Origin of the sequence: Streptomyces seoulensis (assembly GCF_022846655.1) — a bacterium.
Lineage (GTDB): Bacteria > Actinomycetota > Actinomycetes > Streptomycetales > Streptomycetaceae > Streptomyces.
Map to the genome: position 1 here is coordinate 1,684,816 of NZ_AP025667.1, position 19,875 is coordinate 1,704,690.

The following is a 19,875-nucleotide window of genomic DNA, read 5'->3' on the forward strand; positions in this document are numbered from 1 at the left end:
TCAGACGGCGCCTGCCCGACAGTCCCCGACCGGACGCCCGGGCAGGCGCCGCCGCCTTGTCAGTAGGTGCCGCTGGTGAGCGTGGCCACCTTCACCGCCGCCAGCCCCAGCAGCAGCACTGCCAGTCCCGCGCACGCGGCCCACTGGATCAGGGTGCGGCGGTCGCCGCGCGGGGCGTAGGCGAAGGCCAGCGTCACCACGGCGCCCGCGAGCAGGCCGCCCAGATGCGCCTCCCAGGAGGTCATGAACGCCGAGATGACCAGCCAGATCAGCAGGCCCGTCATGTACTGGTTGACCGCCCGCATGTCGTAGCCCAGGCGCCGCCCCATCACCCAGTACGCCGCGCCCAGGCCGAACACCGCGCCCGAGGCGCCCACCGTCGGCGCGTCCGGCGCGATCAGCAGGACCAGGACCGAGCCGCCGAGCGCCGAGAGCAGGTACAGCGCGAGATAGCGGGCCCGGCCGAGCTGGGTCTCCACCACCCGGCCGACGTTCACCAGCGCCACCATGTTCAGCACGATGTGCACCACCCCGATCCCGTCGTCCGGCGGCATGTGCAGGAACGCCCCGGTCAGCAGCCGCTCCCACTGCCCGCCGGCCACCCCCTCCGGGGTCAGCACCGAGTCGTACGGGTACTGCCACAGGTAGTGCCCGCCGTCCGGTCCGACCAGGCCCGCGCCCAGCATCCCGAACCGGTCCACCACCGAGGGCCGGGCCAGCTCGGCGAGATAGGCGAGTGCGTTCAGCGCCACCAGCACCCACGTCAGAAGTGGAAACGTGCTGATCCGGCCGCCGAACGCGGTCCGTGCCCGCCGTATCGAGCGGGCACCCTCCTGCACGCACTCCACGCACTGGTGGCCCACGGCCGCCTCGCGCATGCAGTCCGGGCAGATGTAGCGGTCGCAGCGGGTGCAGCGGACGTGCGACTCCACCTTGGGATGACGGAAGCACGTGGTCACGGCGGACTCGGCGGTCACGGCCGGCTCCTTCGAGGAAGGGGGGGAGAGGAAGGGGAGACAGGGCGAGCCGGTGGGGACGGCGGCGAACAAAATAGCGAACCCGGTGGCCGGTCGCGGAGCCGCCCCCGCCTTTGATCAGCCGATTTCCCGACAGCGCGTCACCTCCCGGCCGTGGCGCACTCGTAGGAATGAAGCGACGGCCGGGGCATGGCCCGCGCGGTCGCGGCCGCGCCCATGATGATCCCGACTCCGCGCCATGCGCAGCCCTCCAGCCCAGCTCAGACGGGCTGCTGCGCCGTGCGCGGTTTCGGGAGGAGACGACTGTGTCCGACCAGCAGAACGAGAAGGCGGAGCAGAGCGCCGGCGAATTCACCCTCGCCGGCCCGCTGAGCACCACGCCCCCGACCGCGCTCCCGTACCCGGTCCCGGAGCCGGACGCCACGTGGGACCTGCCGAACGGCTTCGCCCGCGTCTACCACGGGACGGGCAACCAGGGCATCGTCCGGCCCGTGCTCATGGCCGACGGCTTCAACCTCGGCAAGAGCGACCTCGACTGGCTGTACGCGGGACTCGACCGCGACTTCCCGCTGCTGAGCGAGGTGCGCCGCCGGGGCCGGGACGTCATCCTCATCGGCTTCAAGGAGCGCAGCGCGTCGATCCTCGACAACGCCCGCACCGTGACCGCCGCCGTCCTGCGGACCATCGCCGAGCAACTCGGCGACGCGCCGCTCACGGTGGGCGGGTTCAGCATGGGTGGCCTGATCACCCGCTACGCGCTGGCCAGGATGGAGCAGGAGCACATCGACCACCGCACCAGCCTGTACTTCTCCTACGACACCCCGCACCGCGGCGCCTACATCCCCGTCGGCCTCCAGGCGTTCTCGCACTTCATCCCCCTGCCGAACCCCTTCGCCCGGCAGATGAACAGCCCCGCCGCCCGCCAGATGCTCTGGCGCCACTACGACCCGATGACCGGCGAGAGCGGCATCGCCCCGGAGCGCACCGAGTTCCTCCAGGCCCTGGAGGAACTCGGCGGCTGGCCGCGCCGCCCCCGCACCCTGGCCCTCGCCAACGGCCGCGGCGACGGCACCGGCATCGCCGTCCCGCCCGGCGAGACCGTCCTCAAGACCGAGCGGATCTACCCCGGCACCGCCTTCTACGCCCAGGCCCAGGGCCGGGACGTCACGGTCGCCGAGCTGAAGCGCCGCTTCCCCAAGGCCGAGAAGACCGTCACCACCAGCGGCTTCCCCGAGCTGGACGGCGCCCCCGGCGGCACCCTGCGCTCCTACGGCATCCTCGCCGACGCGCTGAAGAAGGCCGGCGCCCAGATCGACCTGCGGCACGAGGAGATCTGCTTCGTGCCCTCGGTCAGCGCGGTCGCCGTCCGTGACCTGGACGAGCAGAAGGACCTCTACACCGCCGTCGACTCCCTGTCCCCGCAGGACAGCGACGTCGACGACTTCATCTGCTCCGCCACGACGACCTCCCACACCGCCGTCACCGAGGAACTGGGCACCTGGCTCATCGAGCGCCTGACCGACTGACCGGGCTCAGGTGTCGCACTCCAGCACCGTCCGGCACAACCCGCAGCGGGCCCTGACCCGGCCCCGGACCGGGACCCGGATGCGCTGATGGCACACCGGGCACGGGAAGGACACTTTCAGGCCCGCCCCGTCCGGGGTGAACTCGTAGGGGGAATCCGGACGGGGCCGGGCGGTGTCGTGCCGGCCCATGTCGCGCCGGTCGTGGGCGTAACGGCGGCGGGCCGACCAGCCCGCACCCGTCAGCGGCGCCCGCCGCTCGTCCTCCCGCGCCCGCTCCCGCCCCGTCACGTACGCCGTGTACGCCTGCGGGCTGGTGAACCACACCGCAGGGTCCTCCCCGAACAGCGCGGCCCGCTTCGCCAGCACGTAGCCGAACTCCTCCGGGGTGAGATAGCCCAGCTTCTGCGACGCCTCGCCGTGCTCGCGGTAGGCGTCCAGCAGCAGCCAGCCCGCGCCCAGATACGTGGTCACCGTGTCGGTCAGGATCTCGTTCTCCGCCGTCGTCGGGAACGTAAGACCCAGCCGGTGCAGATACACATGGGCCACCTCGTGCGCCAGGGCCGCGCCGATGTCCCGGCGATGGGTGCGGAACCGGTCGTTCAGCTCCACGAAGTACTCGGGGCCCGCCGCCAGTTCGACATCGGCCGCGTGCCGCATCTCCCGGAAGCAGACGACCAGCCGCGCGTCCGGCAGCCGGAAGTGCCGCACCAGCTCCCGTGCCACCCGCTGGGCGCCCAGATGCAGATCGTCGCCGTCGCCGAACGCCACGTCGACCGGGGCCACGCTCGCCGCGAAGGTCCGCAGCCCCTCGTACGACAGGCGCCGGTACAGCGCCGTGACCGCCGCACGCACCGTCGCGAGGTGCGGGAAGCCGTGCTCCACCGGTCCGCCTGCCGCCACGCCCGCACCCCCGAAGGTCGCCCGGAACACCCCCTCCCACTGTAGAACCGCCCACCGCGAACGCCACCGCCCCGCGCCCCGTAGGGTTGACGCCCATGACCATCAGCAACACCGGCACCGGTGACGTCGACCCCGAGGCCCGCGAGGAACTGGAGCGGCTGCGGGCCAGCATCGACAACATCGACGCGGCCGTCGTCCACATGCTGGCCGAACGCTTCAAGGCCACCCAGCAGGTCGGCCGCCTCAAGGCCCGCCACCACCTGCCGCCCGCCGACCCCGGCCGCGAGTCCCGCCAGATCGAGCGGCTGCGCAGCCTCGCCGAGGACGCCCGCCTCGACCCCGCCTTCGCCGAGAAGTTCCTCAACTTCATCGTCGCCGAGGTCATCCGGCACCACGAGCGCATCGCCGAGGACACCGCGCACTCCCGCCCCGGACCGGGGTGAGCCGGGCGCGCGGCGGACAAAAGCCGTGTACGGAATCCGCCCCTGTCCGCCGCCGACCCGATCGGGCAGCATGGCATCCATGTCCGTACTGACGCGCGACGAAGCGCAAGCCCGAGCAGAGTTCCTCGACGTCCACCGCTACACCGTCGATCTCGACCTCACCACCGGTGACGAGACCTTCGGCTCCCGCACCGCGATCCGGTTCACCGCGCGGACGGACGGGGACACCTTCGTCGAGCTGAAGCCCGCCGAGCTGCGCGCCGTCACCCTCGACGGACAGCCCCTGGACCCGCACGCCCTCGACGGCAACCGGCTGCCGCTGAAGAACCTCACGGCGGGCGAGCACGAGCTCACCGTCGACGCCGCCATGCGCTACTCCCGCACCGGCGAGGGCATGCACCGCTTCACCGACCCCACCGACGGCGAGACCTACGTCTACACCCAGCTCTTCCTCGACGACGTCCAACGCGTCTTCGCCGCCTTCGACCAGCCCGACCTCAAGTCCGTCTTCGACGTGAGCGTCACCGCCCCCGAGGGCTGGCAGGTGCTCGCCAACGGCATCACCGAGCACCTCGGCGAGGGCCGCTGGCGCGCCGCCACCACCCCGCTCATCTCCACCTACCTCGTCGCCGTCGCCGCCGGCCCCTGGCACTCCGTGCGCACCGAGCACCGCGGCCTGCCCTTCGGCATCCACTGCCGCCGCTCGCTCGCCCCCCACCTCGACGCCGACGCGGACGAGATCCTGGACATCACCCGCGCCCTGTACGACCGGTACCACGAGAAGTTCGAGGAGCCCTACCCCTTCGACTCCTACGACCAGGCGTTCGTCCCCGAGTTCAACGCCGGCGCCATGGAGAACCCCGGACTCGTCACCTTCCGCGACGAGTTCGTCTTCCGCTCCGCCGTCACCGACACCGAGCGGCAGACCCGCGCCATGGTCATCGCCCACGAGATGGCCCACATGTGGTTCGGCGACCTCGTCACCCTCAGGTGGTGGGACGACATCTGGCTGAACGAGTCCTTCGCCGAGTACATGGGCTACCAGACCACCCTGGAAGCCACCCGCTTCACCCAGCCCTGGGTCGAGTTCGGCGTCACCCGCAAGTCCTGGGGCTACGACGCCGACCAGCGCCCCTCCACCCACCCCGTCGCCCCCGAGTCCGTCGACGACACGGCCGCAGCCCTCCTCAACTTCGACGGCATCTCCTACGCCAAGGGTGCCTCCGCCCTGCGCCAGCTCGTCGCCTGGCTCGGCGAGAAGGACTTCCTCGCCGGCATCAACGTCCACTTCGAACGGCACAAGTTCGGCAACGCCGCCCTCGCCGACTTCATCGACTCCCTCGCCTCCGCCACCGAACGCGACGTACCCGCCTGGGCCGACGCCTGGCTGCGCACCACCGGCGTCGACAAGCTCACCCCCGTGCTCACCACCACCGAGGGCACCCGCACCCTCACCGTCGAACACGACGGCAGCCGCCCGCACCGCGTCACCGCCGGCCTCTACGACCACGACCTCACCGAAGAGGGCCGCCTCACCCTGCGCGAACGCGTCGGCCTCGACATCCCGCAGGCCGCACCCCAGCCCCTCGGCAAGCGGCCCGCGCTGCTCCTCCTCAACGACGGCGACCTCACCTACGCCAAGGTCCGCTTCGACCCCGAGTCCTTCGAGACCCTGCGCACCAGCCTGTCGGGCCTGCCCGACCCGCTCACCCGCGCCGTCGTCTGGAACGCCCTGCGCGACGCCGTACGCGACGGCGAACTCCCGCCCACCGCCTACCTGGACACCGCCCGCGCCCACCTCCCGCTGGAGACCGACCTCGCCCTCGTCCAGGGCGTCCTGGCCTTCGCGGGCACCCACATCGCCGACCGCTACCTCACCCCCGAGCAGCGGCCCGCCGCGCTCGCCACCCTCGGCTCCCTCTGCCGCGACCTGCTGCGCCGCACCGAGGACGGCGACAACCCCGGCCTGCGCCTGGTCGCCGTACGGCACTTCATCGACGTCGCCGCGCACCCCGAGACCATCGCCGCCTGGCTCGCCGACGGCACCGTGCCCGGCGGACCCGAACTCGACCCCGAGCTGCGCTGGCGCATCCTCGGCCGGCTCGCCGTGCTCGGCGCCACCGACGAGGCCGCCATCGCCGCCGAACTCGAGCGCGACCCCTCCGCCAACGGACAGGAAGGTGCCGCCCGCTGCCGCGCCGCCCTGCCCGACCCGGAGGCCAAGCGGCGGGCCTGGGAGTCGATGTTCGCCACCGACGACCTCTCCAACTACCTGTTCAAGGCCACCGCCCAGGGCTTCTGGCAGCCCGAACAGGCCGACCTCGTCCGCGAGTACGTGCCCCGCTACTACCAGGACGCGGTCGCGGTGTCCGCCCGGCGCGGCCCCGCCATCGCCACCGCCGCCGGCGCCTGGGCCTTCCCGCACCACGCCGTCGACGCCGAGAACCTGGCCCTGGGACAGGCATGCCTGCGCGACGCCGACCCGGTACCCGCGCTGCGCCGCAAGCTCGCGGACGAACTGGACGACCTGGCACGGGCGTTGCGGGTGCGGGGGGAGTAGCCCACCTTCGTCGCCGGGCGGAGTGCCGCAGGGCCCCGGGGCCCAGCCACTCCGCCCGGCACGCGCGTGCCCCTTCCCGCACTTCTCGAACAGGAACGACCGCTCCAACGCGTTTTCCCCGTACGGCAGTACCCATTTCCCGCTCCCGCTCGTTGTGCAGCGCGGACACCCGGCTCCCGAACCCTGAGAGCCCTGTGTGTCCCCGCCCCGCAGGAGAGCCCATGAGCACCCCGCCCCTCGCCTCAGGACCCCACGGCCCGGACGCCCTGCGCCCGCTCCTGGACACCGTCCTCGACGCCCTCGCCACCGGTACGGCCGCGCGCGGCGGACCGCTGCCCGCCGGTGGGCCCGACGCCGTCGCCGCCCGCGTCGCCCAAGCCCTCGGCGAGGTGCTCCCCGAGCACGGCGATCCCGACGCCCTGCGCGCCCTCGTCCACACCCTCGCAGCGGGTGCCGCCGACCCCGCCGACCCGCTCTGCGCCGCCCACCTGCACTGCCCGCCGCTCGCCGTCGCCACCGCCGCCGACCTGGCCGTCAGCGCGCTGAACCCCTCGCTGGACTCCTGGGACCAGGCACCCGCCGCCTCCGCCCTCGAAGCCCGCGTCACCGCCGCCCTCGCCGCCCGCATCGGCCTCGCCGACGCCGTCGTCACCACCGGCGGCACCGAGGCCAACCAACTCGCCCTGCTGCTCGCCCGCGAGGCCCACGGCGCCAACCTCCGCCTGGTCTGCTCGGCCGCCGCCCACCACTCCCTGCCCCGCGCCGCCTGGCTCCTCGGCCTGCCCGACCCCGTCGTCCTCCCCGCACCGAACGGCACCCTGGACCCCGCCGCGCTCGACGCCGCCCTCACCGAGCTGACCGGCCCCCTCCTCGTCGCCGCCACCGCGGGCACCACCGACGCCGGGCTCATCGACCCGCTCCCCGAGATCGCCGCCCGCTGCGCCGCCCACCGCACCCGGCTGCACATCGACGCGGCCTACGGCGGCGCCCTCGCCCTCAGCGACCGCCACCGCGCCCTGCTCACCGGACTCGACGCCGCCCACACCGTCGCCCTCGACCTGCACAAACTCGGCTGGCAGCCCGTCGCCACCGGCTTCCTCGCCGTCGCCGACGCCACCGAACTCGACGCCCTCCACCAGCGCGCCGACTACCTCAACGCGGGCGACGACACCGAGGCCGGCCTCCCCGACCTCCTCGGCCGCTCCACCCGCACCACCCGCCGCCCCGACATCCTCAAGGCCGCGGTCACCCTGCGCACCCTCGGCCGCACCGGCCTCGCCGACCTCATCGACCAAGTCCTCACCCTCGCCCAGGACTTCGCCGACCGCATCGAGGCACACCCCGGCCTCGAACTGTACGACCGGCCCACCCTCGCCACCGTGCTGTTCCGGCCCGCCCACGCGAGCGACGACGCCGTCGCCGCCGTCCGCCGCACCCTGCTGCACGAGGGCCGCGCCGTCCTCGGCCGGGCCCGCGCCGACGGCCGCCTCTGGCTCAAGGCCACCCTCCTCAACCCCCACACCAGGCCCGACGACCTGGCCCACCTCCTGAAACTCGCCGAAGGAAACACCCCCGCATGAGCCACCCCCCACGCCAGGAGCCCGAGTCCCCCCGCGACCTCGTCGGCATCGGCATCGGCCCCTGCAACCTCTCCCTGGCCGCCCTCGCGGCGCCCCTCGCCGAACTCGACGCCGTCTTCTACGAACAGCGCCCCGGCTTCGACTGGCACCCCGGCCTCCTCATCGACGGCGCCACCCTCCAGGTCCCCTACCTCGCCGACCTGGTGACCCTCGCCGACCCCACCAGCCCCTGGAGCTTCCTCAACTACCTCCGCACCCGCGACCGCCTCTTCCCCTTCTACTTCGCCGAGCACTTCCACATCCAGCGCGCCGAATACGACGCCTACTGCCGCTGGGTCTCCGGCCGGCTCCCCGGACTCCGCTTCCGCCACCAGGTCGACGCCGTCCGCTGGAACCCCCGGCGCGAGGTGTTCGAGGTCGACTTCACCCAGCTCGACGCCGACGGCCACGCCGAAGCCCTCGGCCGCACCCGCACCCGCAACATCGTCCTCGGCGTCGGCACCGCCCCCCACGTCCCCGAACCGCTGCGCCCCCTCGCCGCCGCCCCCGGCGTCCCCGTCCTGCACGCCGCCGACTACCTCGCCCACCGCGAGGCCCTGCTCGCCGCCGGGCACGTCACCGTCGTCGGCTCGGGACAGTCCGGCGCCGAGGTCTTCCTCGACCTGCTCCGCCACCGCCCCGCCGGCCGCGAGCGCCTGCACTGGATCGGCCGCACCGCGGCCTTCGCCCCCATGGAGTACTCCAAGCTCGGCCTGGAACACTTCACGCCCGACCACACCCGCTACTTCCACGCCCTCGCCGAGCCCGTGCGCGACCGGCTCGTCGCCGCCCAATGGCAGCTCCACAAGGGCGTCGACGCCGGCACCCTCGCCGCCATCCACGACGAGCTGTACCGGCGCACCCTGCACGGCGGCTGGCCCGACGCCGTCCTCACCCCCGGCGTCCACGTCCGCACCGCCGGACGCCTCGGCGCCGGACAGGTCGAGCTCCACCTCGAACACCTCGACCAGGGCACCCGCACCCGCCTCACCACCGACGCCGTCGTCCTCGCCACCGGCTACCGGATGCGCCCCCTCGACGGCATCCTCGCCGGACTCGACCCCCACCTGCGCCGCGACGGCGCCGGACGACCCCTGATCGGCGAGGACTTCCGGCTCTCCCTCGCCCCCGCCGTCGGCGGCGCGGTCTACGTCCAGAACGCCGAACTCCACACCCACGGCGTCGGCGCCCCCGACCTCGGCCTCGCCGCCTGGCGCAGCGCCACCATCCTCAACTCCCTGACCGGCAAGGAGCAGTACCCGCTCCCCGGCCGGACCGCCTTCACCACCTTCGGCCTCCACCCGCAACGCCGAAGCCCCGGTGACGGCGCGACCGGACCGGCCCGCACCGTCACCGGGGCTTCACCCGGACCGGCGTACTAGAACACGTACTGGAAGACGTACTAGAACACCGGCGTCCCGTTCCGCGTCAGCTTCCAGTCCACCGACGCGAAGTCCTTCGGGTCCAGCACACCCTTCGCGGTCACCCACTCCGCGATCCGGGTCCGGATCTCCGTCGACTCCGACCACAGCTCCTTCGCCGACGCCACATGCGGGAACGCGCCGCCGCCGTTCGCCCGGTAGTTGTTCACCGCGAACACGAACCGCGCCGCGTCGTCCAGCGGAGCCCCGCCGAAGGACAGGTTCCTGATCCGCGACCCGGCGGGCTGCGCGATGTCGATGTCGTACGACAGCCCCGACACGTAGTCGTAGTTGTAGTCGGGGCGGTCGCCCGCGTTCGTCAGCTTGTCCACGTCCACCGGCGCGCCCGGCGCCGTCTGCGCGTAGTACTGCGCCGAGTACTCCAGGTACGCCCGCACCTGCGCACCCGTCATCAGCTTCGCCACCAGGGTGTTGTCGTAGACGTACAGACCCGACAGGTCCCGGATGGTCACGTCGCCCGCCGGGATCTGGCTCGTCCGGGAGAACGGCGACGCCTGCGCCAGCACCGGCAGCGACGCGTACTCGGTGCCCGCCAGCGCGGCCTTGACCACGTCCTCCTGCACCTTGGTGATCAGGTCGATGATCGGGGCGTCCTTGTACCGCGCCTCCACCGTGGTCAGCGTCTCGGTCGCCCGGCCGACCACCTGGTTGACGTACGCCACCACCTTCGCGTGCTCCTTCGAGAGCAGCTTGGTGATCTTCGGGTCGTCCGCCACCGTCCGCGAGTCCTTCAGCGACGCCTTCACCGACTCCACCTGCCAGCGGCCCCGCGTGAAGACCAGCTCGAAGTCGAACAGGGTCAGCCGCTCCGCGAAGCACAGCGGCTCCGACAGCACGACCGTCCTCCCCGACTTCTCGTTCACGACCCGCAGCTCCGGGATCTCCTGGTGCGCGTGCCCGACCAGGATCGCGTCGATCCCCGGCACCTGCCGCGCCACGTTCGCCGCCGCGTTCTCCACGTACGGCACCTGGTCGCCGTAGGACGACGTGCCCGACGTGCCCGAGTGCGCCGAGACCACCACGATGTCCGCGCCCATCGACCTGAGCTTCGGCACCCACTTCGCGGCCTGCTCCTCAAGACCCTCGAAGGCCAGCTTGCCCTGCACGTACGCCTTGTCCCAGATGGCGATGCCGGGGTTGGTCAGGCCCAGCACCGCGACCTTCACCGGCGGGGCACCCGGCACATGGAACCGCTTCATGTAGTACGGCGCGAACGCCGGCTTCAGCGTCTTGGCGTCCACCGCGTTCGCGCCCAGCAGCGGGAAGTCGAGCTGGTGCTCGAAGCGGCGCAGGGTCTCGATGCCGTAGTTGAACTCGTGGTTGCCCAGCGCCGCCGCGTCGTACCCGATCGCGTTCATCGCCTTCGCCATCGGGTGCACCGGCCCGCCCTCGGCGGTGATCGGGTCCACCTTGGCGTAGTAGTACGTCAGCGGGGTGCCCTGGATCGTGTCGCCCGCGTCCAGCAGCAGGGTGTTGTGGCGGCCCTTCTCCGCGCGGACCTGGTTCACCAGCGTCGAGATCCGGGCCAGACCCTGGGCGTTGCCCGCCGCGTCGGAGTAGTCCGCGTTCTTGAAGTAGTCCCAGTTGAAGACGTGCCCGTGCAGGTCGGTGGTGCCCATCACGGTCAGCGCGTACCGCTTCTCCCGGTGCCCGTGGCCACCTGCGGCGGTCTCGGCCGCCTGGGCCGCCGGGGCTCCCGCCCCGCCCGCGATCGCCACGCCCGCCCCGGTCACGGCGGACTGCTTCAGGAACTTCCGGCGGTCGAACGGCATCTCTCGGTCTCCTCGGCAAGGGGTCGACAACGCGCGTAGATTGTGGCCCGACCATGACAGGTCGCAACAGACCCCCCAGGTTGCGATCCGGTGACCGATTCCCGTCAACTCCCCCCGCCGGCGCGCCGGACACATGACACAGTGGGACGTATGACCCCTGAGGCGACCCCCGCGTACGGCACCCCCGACGCCCCCCTCCTCGCCGTCCGGGGCGAGGCCGAGTTCCAGGCCGAGGCCGAGATCGCCCGCATCGGCGTCACCGTCACCGCCCGGGGCCGCGACCGCCGCACCACCCTCGACGACCTCACCCGCCGCAACACCGCCGCCCTCGACCTCCTGAGGTCCTACGGCGAAGCGGTGCCCGACCTCACCACCGGCGCCCTGAGCGTCACCCCCGAGCTCAGCGAACGCGGCCGGGGCGAGCGGGTCCGCAGCCACCAGGGGATCGTCCGCATCGACGCCGAGATCACCGACTTCACCGTCCTCGGCGAACTCACCGCCCGTCTCGCCGAGTCCGAGCTGACCGAGCTCGACGGCCCCTGGTGGTCCCTGCGCCCCGACTCCCCGGTCCACGCCGAGGCCCGCCGCCGCGCCGTCGCCGACGCCCTCCGGCGCGCCCGCGAGTACGCCGACGCCCTCGGCACCTCCCTCGCCGCCCTGACCGAACTGGCCGACACCGGCGCCGACCGGCCCCGCAACGTCTCCGCCTTCGGCCGCTCCGCCCGCCGCGCGGCCGAGGTGGCCGAATCCGCCGGGCCCTTCGATCTCCAGCCCGCGCAATTGTGGGTCTCCGCCCAGGTCACCGCGCGCTTCACCCTGGTACCGCCCAGGCTTTGAATAAATCCCTTGATCCGAATAAATATCGCGCGGAAAACATCGCTCATAGGAGCGGGTCATCGCACAATTCAACACTTGTCAATAAGCCTTTCCCCAAGGGTCGTTGAGTGGCCATGGAGCCCGAATTCTCTACCCGCCGGTAAGCCATAGGCTCGACCCATGCGCCGAGCAAAGATCGTCTGCACCCTGGGGCCCGCCACCGACTCGTACGACCAGATCAAGGCACTGGTCGAGGCCGGAATGGACGTCGCCCGGTTCAATCTCAGTCACGGCACCCAAGCCGAACACGAGGCGCGATACCAGCGCGTTCGGAAAGCCGCCGACGAGACCGGCCGCAGCGTCGGAATGCTCGCCGATCTTCAAGGTCCGAAGATCCGGCTCGGCACGTTCGCCGAAGGACCCGTACTCCTCGAACGCGACGACATCTTCACCATCACCGTCGAAGAGGGCGTCGAGGGCGACCGCCACCGGTGCGGCACCTCCTACGCAGGCCTCGCCGAGGACGTCCGCCCCGGCGAACGCGTCCTCGTCGACGACGGCCGGGTCTGCCTGGAGGTCACCGGCGTCGACGGCCCCCGCGTGCGCACCCGCGTGCTGGAGGGCGGCATGATCTCCGACCACAAGGGACTCAACCTCCCCGGCGTCGCCGTCTCCGTCCCCGCCCTCTCCAAGAAGGACCGGGACGACCTGCGCTGGGCGCTGCGCACCGGCTTCGACGTCGTCGCCCTCTCCTTCGTCCGCAGCGGCCGCGACGCCGCCGAGGTGCACCGGATCATGGCCGAGGAGGGGCGCCGGGTGCCCGTCGTCGCCAAGGTGGAGAAGCCGCAGGCCGTCGAGAACATCGAGGACGTCGTCGCCGCCTTCGACGGGCTGATGGTCGCCCGCGGCGACCTCGGCGTGGAGATGCCGCTGGAGCAGGTGCCGATCGTGCAGAAACGCGCCGTCAAGCTGGCCAAGCGCAACGCCAAGCCGGTCATCGTCGCCACCCAGATGCTCGACTCGATGATCGACAGCGCCCGGCCGACCCGCGCCGAAGCCTCCGACGTGGCCAACGCGGTGCTCGACGGCGCGGACGCGGTGATGCTGTCCGGCGAGACCAGCGTGGGGCGGTACGCCGTCGAGGCCGTGCGCACCATGGCGAAGATCGTCGCGGCGGCGGAGGAGGAGATGCTGGCCAAGGGGCTGCCGCCGCTGACCGAGCGGAACAAGCCCCGCACGCAGGGGGGTGCCGTCGCGCGGGCCGCCGCCGAGATGGGCGACTTCCTCGGGGCGCGCTTCCTCGTCGCCTTCACCCAGTCCGGCGACACCGCCCGCCGCCTCTCCCGCTACCGCTCACCCATCCCCGTCCTCGCCTTCACCCCCGAGCCCGCCACCCGCTCCCAGCTCAGCCTCTCCTGGGGCGTGGAGACCTTCCTCGGACCGCACGTCGACTCCACCGACGCGATGGTCGACCAGGTGGACGAGCTGCTGCTGAAGTACGGCCGCTGCGAGAAGGGCGACGTCGTCGTCATCACCGCCGGCTCCCCACCCGGCGTCACCGGCACCACCAACATGGTCCGCGTCCACCACATCGCGGAGGACGACAGCCCGAGGTAGGGGGTCAGTGCTTGGGGCCTACGTGGGTGTCCATGAGGGCTACGGAGGCTTTGCGGGCGACGGAGATGTTCCGCCGGTTGGCCCTACGCCACTCGACGCCGACCCGGTCCAGGGCGCCGGTGAAGAGCCCGATGATGTCCTCGGACACGTTGGTGAAGAAGTACCGCGGATACTCGTAGCGCCTCGGCTCACCGCCCACGGTCCGGGTCGTCCAATTGGTGACCCGGCAGCCGTCGGAGTGGATGAGGCCCCGGACGAACTCCCAGGGGTGGGCGTCGACGATCTCCCGCTGCCAGGGCTCCAGCACGATCGACCGCTCGTGTTTCTTACCCGGGCCGTGCTGCGGGAAGAGGCAGGGCCAGTGCTTGCTGCACGAGGTGACCTGTCGGCAGCCTTGCTGCCGCGTCCGGCAGACCTTGTTGCCCGGCATCACGGCCCGCATGGCCTCGGCGCAGGCGTCCATCAGTCCCGGCCACGCGTCGGCACAGGCGATACGGAGCGAGTGGACGCCGCGCTTCATCGGGCTGACGCAGCCGTCACCGAGGTAGAGCCCCAGCAGGTAGGCGTAGGCGGCCGGATTCCGGGGCGGCCCCGGCACGTTCTGGCAGCGGGGGCAGTCGGTGGGGCGCAGGGGAGCGCTTCGCATCTGCCAGGAGCGGATGGCCGCGCGGGAGATTCCGGTCTCCCGGCTCACGGAGTTCAGGCTGCGGTTCTGCGCCACCAGCGCGAGTACCCGCTCGCGGGTGTCCATGTCGTACACGCGGCCAATGTGCAGGAGCCGTGACGTGCGCGTATGCAGAAAAGCGGATGTTCACGAGAACGTGAGCATCCGCTTGCCGAGTCATTCCTTCGATTCGAAGGAAAAGTGCCCCGAGTCGGATTCGAACCGACACTGTATGGGTTTTGAATCCATTGCCTGCTGCCAATTGGGCTACCGGGGCTCGCAGATTCCAAGGCTTCCCTTGACCCTCCGCGCGTCCACCATACCGTAGCTAGGTAGGCTCTTGTCAGCAGCACCCCTGCCCTGAACGGAGACCCCCCGTGACCGCCGAGTCGCCCCAGCCCGCAGACGTGTCCGACGACGACAAGTCGCATGTGCCCCCGCTGACGACCCGGGTCGTCATCGCCGAGGACGAGGCGCTGATCCGGCTCGACCTCAAGGAGATGCTGGAGGAGGAAGGGTACACGGTCGTCGGTGAGGCCGGGGACGGTGAGCAGGCGGTGGAGCTGGCTCGCGAGCACAAGCCGGACCTGGTGATCCTGGACGTGAAGATGCCGAAGATGGACGGCATCTCCGCGGCCGAGAAGATCGCCGAGGAGTCCATCGCCCCGGTCCTGATGCTCACCGCCTTCTCACAGCGCGACCTCGTGGAGCGGGCCCGCGACGCCGGCGCCATGGCCTACCTGGTGAAGCCGTTCAGCAAGACCGACGTGGTCCCGGCCATCGAGATGGCCGTCTCCCGCTTCACCGAGCTGAAGCAACTGGAGCAGGAGGTCGCCGACCTCAGCCTGCGCCTGGAGACCCGCAAGCTGGTCGACCGCGCGAAGTCGATCCTGCAGACCGAGTACGGCCTGAGCGAGCCCGCCGCCTTCCGCTGGATCCAGAAGACCTCGATGGACCGCCGCATGTCGATGCAGCAGGTCGCGGAGGCGGTCATCTCGGACGACCAGGAGAAGAAGTCGGCCAAGAAGGGCTGACCAGCCAGGACGAAGAGAAGGCCCGCGCCCCCCGAGCCGGAGGGACGCGGGCCTTCGCGTACGCGCGCTCAGTCCTCGCCGAGGTACGCCTTGCGTACCGACTCGTCGGTCAGGAGGTCCCGCCCGGTGCCGGAGAGCACGATGCTGCCGACCTCCATGACGTGTCCGTGGTCGGCGAGCGAGAGCGCCGCCTGGGCGTTCTGCTCGACCAGCAGGATCGTCGTACCGCTCGCCTTCAGCTCGGCGATCGTCGCCATGATCTTCTGCATCATGATCGGCGACAGGCCCATGGACGGCTCGTCCAGCATGAGGAGCTGCGGCTGGGACATCAGCGCCCGCCCCATCGCCAGCATCTGCTGCTCACCGCCGGAGAGGGTGCCCGCGGCCTGCTTCCTGCGCTCCCCGAGGATGGGGAAGAGGTCGTAGGCGCGCTGGATGTCCTTCTCGATGCCGGGCTTGTCGTTGCGCAGGAAGGCACCGAGGCGCAGGTTGTCCTCGATGGTCATGCGCGGGAAGATGTGCCGCCCCTCGGGGGAGTGGGCGAGCCCGAGGGAGACCACCTGGTGGGCGGGGACCTTCTTCAGCGACCTGCCGTTGAAGCGGATCTGTCCGCCGACCGGCTTGAGCAGCCCGGACAGGGTGCGCAGCGTGGTGGTCTTGCCCGCGCCGTTGGTGCCGATGAGGGTGACGACCTCGCCGGCCTCGACCTTGAACGAGATGCCCTTGACGGCCTCGATCTTGCCGTAGGCGACCCGCAGGTCCTCGACTTCGAGCAGTGCGGTCATCGGTCGTTCTCCTTCGTGGTGCCGGCCTGCGCCTCGGCCGCCTCCACCTCGGCGGCCTCCTCGGCGCCGGGGGCGTCCTCGAAGGGCTCACCGAGGTAGGCGGCGACGACGCGCTCGTCGCCCTGGACGGTGGCGCTGTCGCCCTCGATGAGCTTCTGGCCCTGGACGAGGACGGCGACGCGGTCGCACAGGTTGAAGATGAAGCGCATGTCGTGCTCGATGACGAGGACGGCGATGCCCTGGTCGCGGATGGCGAAGACCAGTTCCTCGGTGGCGCGGGTCTCCTGCGGGTTCATGCCGGCCGTCGGCTCGTCCAGGAGCAGCAGTCCGGGCTCGCTGGCCAGCGCGCGGGCGATCTCCAGCTTGCGCTGTTCGCCGTAGGGGAGGTTGCGGGCGAGGTGTTCGGCCTTGGCGTCCAGGCCGACGAAGGCGAGGAGTTCCATGGCGCGGGCGCGGGAGGCGGCTTCGGCCTTGTGGAAGCCGGGGCCGCGCAGCAGGGCGGACCAGAGCCCTTCCTTGGTGCGGGTGTGGCGGCCGACGAGGACGTTCTCCAGGACGGTCATGTTGGCGAAGAGCCGGATGTTCTGGAAGGTGCGGGCGATGCCGGCCGCGGTGACCTTGAAGGACTTGGGCGGCAGGACGGTGCCCTTGTAGCGGACTTCGCCCTCGGTGGGGACGTAGAGGCCGGTGAGGCAGTTGAAGAAGGTGGTCTTTCCGGCGCCGTTGGGGCCGATGAGGCCGACGATCTCGCCGCTGTTGACGGTGAGGTCCACGTCGCGGACGGCGGTGAGGCCGCCGAAGCGCATGGTGACGCCGCGGGCGTCGAGGACCGTCTCGCCGGGGGTGGTGCCGGGTGCGGTGTCCTTGGTGGTGGTGTCGGTGGTCATGGTGGTCAGGCCCCTGCCTTGCTGAGGACGGCGGGCGCCGGGGCGTCCTCGTGGAACTCGAGTTGGCGGCGCCGGTTGGGGATGAGGCCCTCGGGGCGGAAGCGCATCAGCAGGACGAGCGCGACACCGAAGGCGAAGAGCTGGTACTCGCCCATGAACTGGAGCTTGGCCGGGATCAGGTAGAGCAGCGAGGCGCCGACGAGGGGGCCGGAGATGGTGCCCATGCCGCCGAGGACGACGGCGGCCAGCAGGAAGGCCGAGTTGGGCGGGACGACGTGGGCGAACTGGTACTGCTCCGGGGTCACGGTGTAGGTGACGTGGGCCTGGACGGAGCCGGCGAGTCCGGCGAGGGCGGCGCCGAGCGCGAAGGCGATGAGCTTGACCCGGAAGCCGTTGATGCCCATGGCGAGCGCGGCGGTCTCGTCCTCGCGGATGGCGATCCAGGCGCGGCCGATGCGGGAGTCGCTGCTGCGCCGGAAGACGATGACCACGATGAGGGTGATCAGGAGCATCAGCAGGAAGTAGTTGGCGAAGCGGCCGACGGTGGCGCCGAACAACTGGTGTTCCTGGCCGAAGTCGAAGCCGAGGATGTCGAGGTTGGGGACCGAGGAGATGCCGTTGGAGCCGTTGGTGACGTCGGGTCCGGAGGTGCCGTCCATGTTGAGGACGGTGATGCGGAAGATCTCGCCGAAGCCGAGGGTGACGATGGCGAGGTAGTCGCCGCGCAGGCGGAGGGTGGGGGCGCCGATGAGGACGCCGAAGATCATGGCGACGGCCGCGCCGAGCAGGGCGGAGGCCCAGAAGGGCCAGTGCACGTGCAGCGGCGAGGAGGGCGAGCCGGAGACGAGGGCGGCGGTGTAGGCGCCGACGCCGAGGAACGCGACGTAGCCGAGGTCGAGCAGGCCGGCGAGGCCGACGACGATGTTCAGGCCGAGGGCGACGGTGGCGAAGATGAGGATGTAGACGCCGATGGTGGCGTACTGGTCGTCGGACTGGGTGAAGGGGAAGGCGGCGGCGGCGACGAAGGCGCCGGTCATGGTGACGGTGCGGTGTCGCGTGGTGATCGCCGAGATCCGGGCCACGAGTCCGGCCTTGGCGACGGCGGCGAAGCCGAATCCGGCGGTGATGAGGAAGCCGATGAAGAGTTCGTCGTACTCGGTGCCGATGCCGTAGGTGAAGACCAGCAGGCCGAGGGCCATGACGCCGGTGATGACGAGGATCTCCGCCCAGGCGGGCAGGGTGCGGCCGGGGGCGGGGGGTTCGGCGGCGAAGGCGGCCTTGAAGTCGGTCCAGTTCTGCCGGGTGCGGTGCCGGAAGGCTTCCCAGCCGGTGTCGTCGGGGTCCACCGGGTCGGGCTCGGGCCGCTGGTAGGGCAGCGAGAGGGCGCCGAGCAGGGCGGCCAGGGTGGCCAGCGCGGCGACGTAGCCGCCGGGTTCGAGATTGACGACGCCGCCGAGCGTGGCGCTGATGGCGATGACGGTGTACCAGGCGGTGGCGAAGGTGCCGAGCGCGGCGAGCTTGAGGGCGCTGTCGGCGTTGCCGGGGGTGAGGAGTTTCAGGCCCTTGACGCCGTAGGAGGCGAGGCCGAACAGGGTGGTGAGGAGGCCGCCGATGAGGACGAGGACCTGGAGTCCGCCGGGGTAGCCGTAGACGGTGAGGTCGCCGGGGAAGGCGGCGGTCCAGGTCCAGGCGAGGAAGGCGGAGACGACGGCCAGGGCGCCGCCGCCGGTGGCGAGGGCCCGGCCGAGGCCGGCCGGCAGGCCGATCAGTCCGGTGGCGGCGGGGGCGCCGGCGGCCGGGGTCTCGGGGGTCTCCGGGGTGCCGGGTGCGGTGGTCTGTGTGGTCATCGGTGTCACGCCCTGTCCGCGACGCGCTCGCCGAGCAGGCCCTGTGGCCTCAGCAGGAGCACGAGGATGAGGAGTACGAACGCCCAGACGTCTGCCCAGGACTGGCTGCCGAACTTGTCCATGCCGGGGATGTCGGCGATGTAGGCGGTGGACAGGGCTTCGGCGACGCCGAGGACGAGGCCGCCGAGCATGGCGCCGTAGATGTTGCCGATGCCGCCGAGGACGGCCGCGGTGAACGCCTTGAGTCCGAGGATGAAGCCCATGCGGAAGTCGATCTGGCCGTACTTGAAGCCGTAGGCGACGGAGCCGACCGCGGCGAAGGCGGCGCCGAGGGCGAACGCGATCACGATGATGCGGTCGGTGTTGACGCCCATCAGCTTGGCGGTGTCCGGGTCCTGGGCGGTGGCCTGCATGCCGCGTCCGGTGCGGGTGCGCATCACGAAGTAGGCGAGGACGGCCATGCTGAGCGGGGCGGCGGCGACGAGGAAGACGTCTCCGGTCTGGATGGTGACGTCGCCGAGCTCGAAGGGGCCGCCGGGGATGCTCGGGAAGGTGCGCGCCGACTTGGCCTCGGGGTACCAGGCCCACACGGCCTGCTGGAGGGCGAGGGAGAGGCCGATGGCGGTGATGAGCGGGGCGAGCCGGGGTGCGGTGCGCAGCGGCCGGTAGGCGAATCGTTCCGCTCCGACGGCGACGGTGACGGCGACCACGATGGCGCCCACCAGCATCAGGGGCAGGGCGATCCACATGGAGGTGCCGTCGGGGAGGACGTACACGTAGACCGTGAGTGCGCCGAAGGCGCCGGTCATGAATATCTCGCCGTGGGCGAAGTTGATGAGCTGGACGATGCCATAGACCATGGTGTAGCCGATGGCGACCAGCCCGTACATGGAACCAAGTAGCAGGCCGTTGACGAGCTGCTGCGGCAGTTCGTTCACCGCATGTCCTCCGAGCGTTCGGATAAGCGACGGATGTGGCCGGATGTG

General features: G+C 71.3%; 16 protein-coding genes and 1 tRNA gene. 8 read left to right on the top strand and 9 right to left on the bottom strand.

Annotated features, from left to right (window positions below; translation table 11 throughout):
• Positions 1–59 precede the first annotated feature (59 nt).
• Positions 60–977, bottom strand: coding sequence for a rhomboid family intramembrane serine protease (locus HEK131_RS07745; protein WP_244334181.1), 918 nt, complete (start codon positions 975–977; stop codon positions 60–62).
• Positions 978–1,282: 305 nt separating this feature from the next.
• On the opposite strand from HEK131_RS07745, the gene HEK131_RS07750 reads away from it, so the two are divergent.
• Positions 1,283–2,503, top strand: a complete 1,221-nt coding sequence (locus tag HEK131_RS07750; RefSeq protein ID WP_244334182.1) for an esterase/lipase family protein — start codon at positions 1,283–1,285, stop codon at positions 2,501–2,503.
• Between the two features lie 6 nt (positions 2,504–2,509).
• On the opposite strand, the gene HEK131_RS07755 is transcribed toward HEK131_RS07750, so the two are convergent.
• Positions 2,510–3,403, bottom strand: a complete 894-nt coding sequence (locus HEK131_RS07755; RefSeq protein ID WP_244451964.1) for a hypothetical protein — start codon at positions 3,401–3,403, stop codon at positions 2,510–2,512.
• Positions 3,404–3,498: 95 nt separating this feature from the next.
• On the opposite strand from HEK131_RS07755, the gene HEK131_RS07760 reads away from it, so the two are divergent.
• The 4 genes from HEK131_RS07760 to HEK131_RS07775 all read left to right on the top strand — a co-directional run bounded on the left by HEK131_RS07760 (position 3,499) and on the right by HEK131_RS07775 (position 9,407).
• Complete coding sequence (locus HEK131_RS07760; protein ID WP_217462660.1) at positions 3,499–3,846, top strand: chorismate mutase; 348 nt, start codon at positions 3,499–3,501, stop codon at positions 3,844–3,846.
• 79 nt (positions 3,847–3,925) lie between these two features.
• Positions 3,926–6,406: an aminopeptidase N gene (gene pepN, locus HEK131_RS07765; RefSeq protein WP_244334183.1), complete on the top strand. Its 2,481-nt coding sequence runs from the start codon at positions 3,926–3,928 to the stop codon at positions 6,404–6,406.
• Between the two features lie 221 nt (positions 6,407–6,627).
• Complete coding sequence (locus tag HEK131_RS07770; RefSeq protein WP_244334184.1) at positions 6,628–7,986, top strand: pyridoxal phosphate-dependent decarboxylase family protein; 1,359 nt, start codon at positions 6,628–6,630, stop codon at positions 7,984–7,986.
• Positions 7,983–9,407, top strand: a complete 1,425-nt coding sequence (locus HEK131_RS07775; RefSeq protein ID WP_244334185.1) for a lysine N(6)-hydroxylase/L-ornithine N(5)-oxygenase family protein — start codon at positions 7,983–7,985, stop codon at positions 9,405–9,407. Before HEK131_RS07770 ends, HEK131_RS07775 begins: the two co-directional genes overlap by 4 nt.
• A gap of 20 nt (positions 9,408–9,427) precedes the next feature.
• Here the strand turns inward: HEK131_RS07775 and HEK131_RS07780 are convergent, their stop codons facing one another.
• The gene (locus HEK131_RS07780) at positions 9,428–11,239 is read right to left on the bottom strand and encodes a bifunctional metallophosphatase/5'-nucleotidase (RefSeq protein WP_244334186.1); all 1,812 of its coding nucleotides are present in this window, start codon (positions 11,237–11,239) and stop codon (positions 9,428–9,430) included.
• 150 nt (positions 11,240–11,389) lie between these two features.
• On the opposite strand from HEK131_RS07780, the gene HEK131_RS07785 reads away from it, so the two are divergent.
• Together HEK131_RS07785 and pyk are read left to right on the top strand one after the other, a co-directional pair.
• Positions 11,390–12,076 carry an SIMPL domain-containing protein gene (locus HEK131_RS07785; RefSeq protein WP_217462655.1) on the top strand — a complete coding sequence of 229 codons (687 nt, stop codon included), beginning with the start codon at positions 11,390–11,392 and terminating at the stop codon, positions 12,074–12,076.
• Between the two features lie 159 nt (positions 12,077–12,235).
• On the top strand, positions 12,236–13,672 hold the full coding sequence (pyk, locus tag HEK131_RS07790) for a pyruvate kinase (RefSeq protein WP_244334187.1): 1,437 nt from the start codon (positions 12,236–12,238) through the stop codon (positions 13,670–13,672).
• Between the two features lie 4 nt (positions 13,673–13,676).
• Here pyk and HEK131_RS07795 read toward each other — a convergent pair whose 3' ends face one another.
• Together HEK131_RS07795 and HEK131_RS07800 are read right to left on the bottom strand one after the other, a co-directional pair.
• The gene (locus HEK131_RS07795) at positions 13,677–14,432 is read right to left on the bottom strand and encodes a helix-turn-helix domain-containing protein (RefSeq protein WP_244334188.1); all 756 of its coding nucleotides are present in this window, start codon (positions 14,430–14,432) and stop codon (positions 13,677–13,679) included.
• A gap of 106 nt (positions 14,433–14,538) precedes the next feature.
• Positions 14,539–14,613 (bottom strand) — tRNA-Leu (locus HEK131_RS07800).
• 100 nt (positions 14,614–14,713) lie between these two features.
• Between HEK131_RS07800 and HEK131_RS07805 the strand changes: the two genes are divergently transcribed.
• Complete coding sequence (locus HEK131_RS07805) at positions 14,714–15,370, top strand: ANTAR domain-containing response regulator (protein WP_217462652.1); 657 nt, start codon at positions 14,714–14,716, stop codon at positions 15,368–15,370.
• A 68-nt stretch (positions 15,371–15,438) separates the two neighbouring features.
• Here HEK131_RS07805 and HEK131_RS07810 read toward each other — a convergent pair whose 3' ends face one another.
• Genes HEK131_RS07810 through HEK131_RS07825 form a run of 4 tightly spaced genes read right to left on the bottom strand, consistent with a single transcriptional unit; the run spans position 15,439 to position 19,827 of the window.
• A complete protein-coding gene (locus tag HEK131_RS07810) occupies positions 15,439–16,155 on the bottom strand; it encodes an ABC transporter ATP-binding protein (protein WP_161147929.1) in 717 nt (238 codons plus the stop codon).
• A complete protein-coding gene (locus tag HEK131_RS07815; protein WP_161147930.1) occupies positions 16,152–17,042 on the bottom strand; it encodes an ABC transporter ATP-binding protein in 891 nt (296 codons plus the stop codon). Before HEK131_RS07815 ends, HEK131_RS07810 begins: the two co-directional genes overlap by 4 nt.
• Before the next feature lie 5 nt (positions 17,043–17,047).
• Positions 17,048–18,889 (bottom strand): branched-chain amino acid ABC transporter permease, encoded by a 1,842-nt coding sequence (locus HEK131_RS07820; RefSeq protein WP_244334189.1) that lies wholly within the window; start codon positions 18,887–18,889, stop codon positions 17,048–17,050.
• A 5-nt stretch (positions 18,890–18,894) separates the two neighbouring features.
• Positions 18,895–19,827 carry a branched-chain amino acid ABC transporter permease gene (locus HEK131_RS07825; RefSeq protein WP_244334190.1) on the bottom strand — a complete coding sequence of 311 codons (933 nt, stop codon included), beginning with the start codon at positions 19,825–19,827 and terminating at the stop codon, positions 18,895–18,897.
• Positions 19,828–19,875 lie beyond the last annotated feature (48 nt).

What these genes read in the sequence shown, in the direction of transcription:
- HEK131_RS07780 (WP_244334186.1), bottom strand. Translation starts at nt 11,239, where the DNA reads ATGCCGTTCGACCGCCGGAAGTTCCTGAAGCAGTCCGCCGTGACCGGG.
- pyk (WP_244334187.1), top strand. Translation starts at nt 12,236, where the DNA reads ATGCGCCGAGCAAAGATCGTCTGCACCCTGGGGCCCGCCACCGACTCG.
- HEK131_RS07820 (WP_244334189.1), bottom strand. Translation starts at nt 18,889, where the DNA reads ATGACCACACAGACCACCGCACCCGGCACCCCGGAGACCCCCGAGACC.
- HEK131_RS07785 (WP_217462655.1), top strand. Translation starts at nt 11,390, where the DNA reads ATGACCCCTGAGGCGACCCCCGCGTACGGCACCCCCGACGCCCCCCTC.
- HEK131_RS07760 (WP_217462660.1), top strand. Translation starts at nt 3,499, where the DNA reads ATGACCATCAGCAACACCGGCACCGGTGACGTCGACCCCGAGGCCCGC.
- HEK131_RS07775 (WP_244334185.1), top strand. Translation starts at nt 7,983, where the DNA reads ATGAGCCACCCCCCACGCCAGGAGCCCGAGTCCCCCCGCGACCTCGTC.
- HEK131_RS07810 (WP_161147929.1), bottom strand. Translation starts at nt 16,155, where the DNA reads ATGACCGCACTGCTCGAAGTCGAGGACCTGCGGGTCGCCTACGGCAAG.
- HEK131_RS07815 (WP_161147930.1), bottom strand. Translation starts at nt 17,042, where the DNA reads ATGACCACCGACACCACCACCAAGGACACCGCACCCGGCACCACCCCC.
- HEK131_RS07770 (WP_244334184.1), top strand. Translation starts at nt 6,628, where the DNA reads ATGAGCACCCCGCCCCTCGCCTCAGGACCCCACGGCCCGGACGCCCTG.
- pepN (WP_244334183.1), top strand. Translation starts at nt 3,926, where the DNA reads ATGTCCGTACTGACGCGCGACGAAGCGCAAGCCCGAGCAGAGTTCCTC.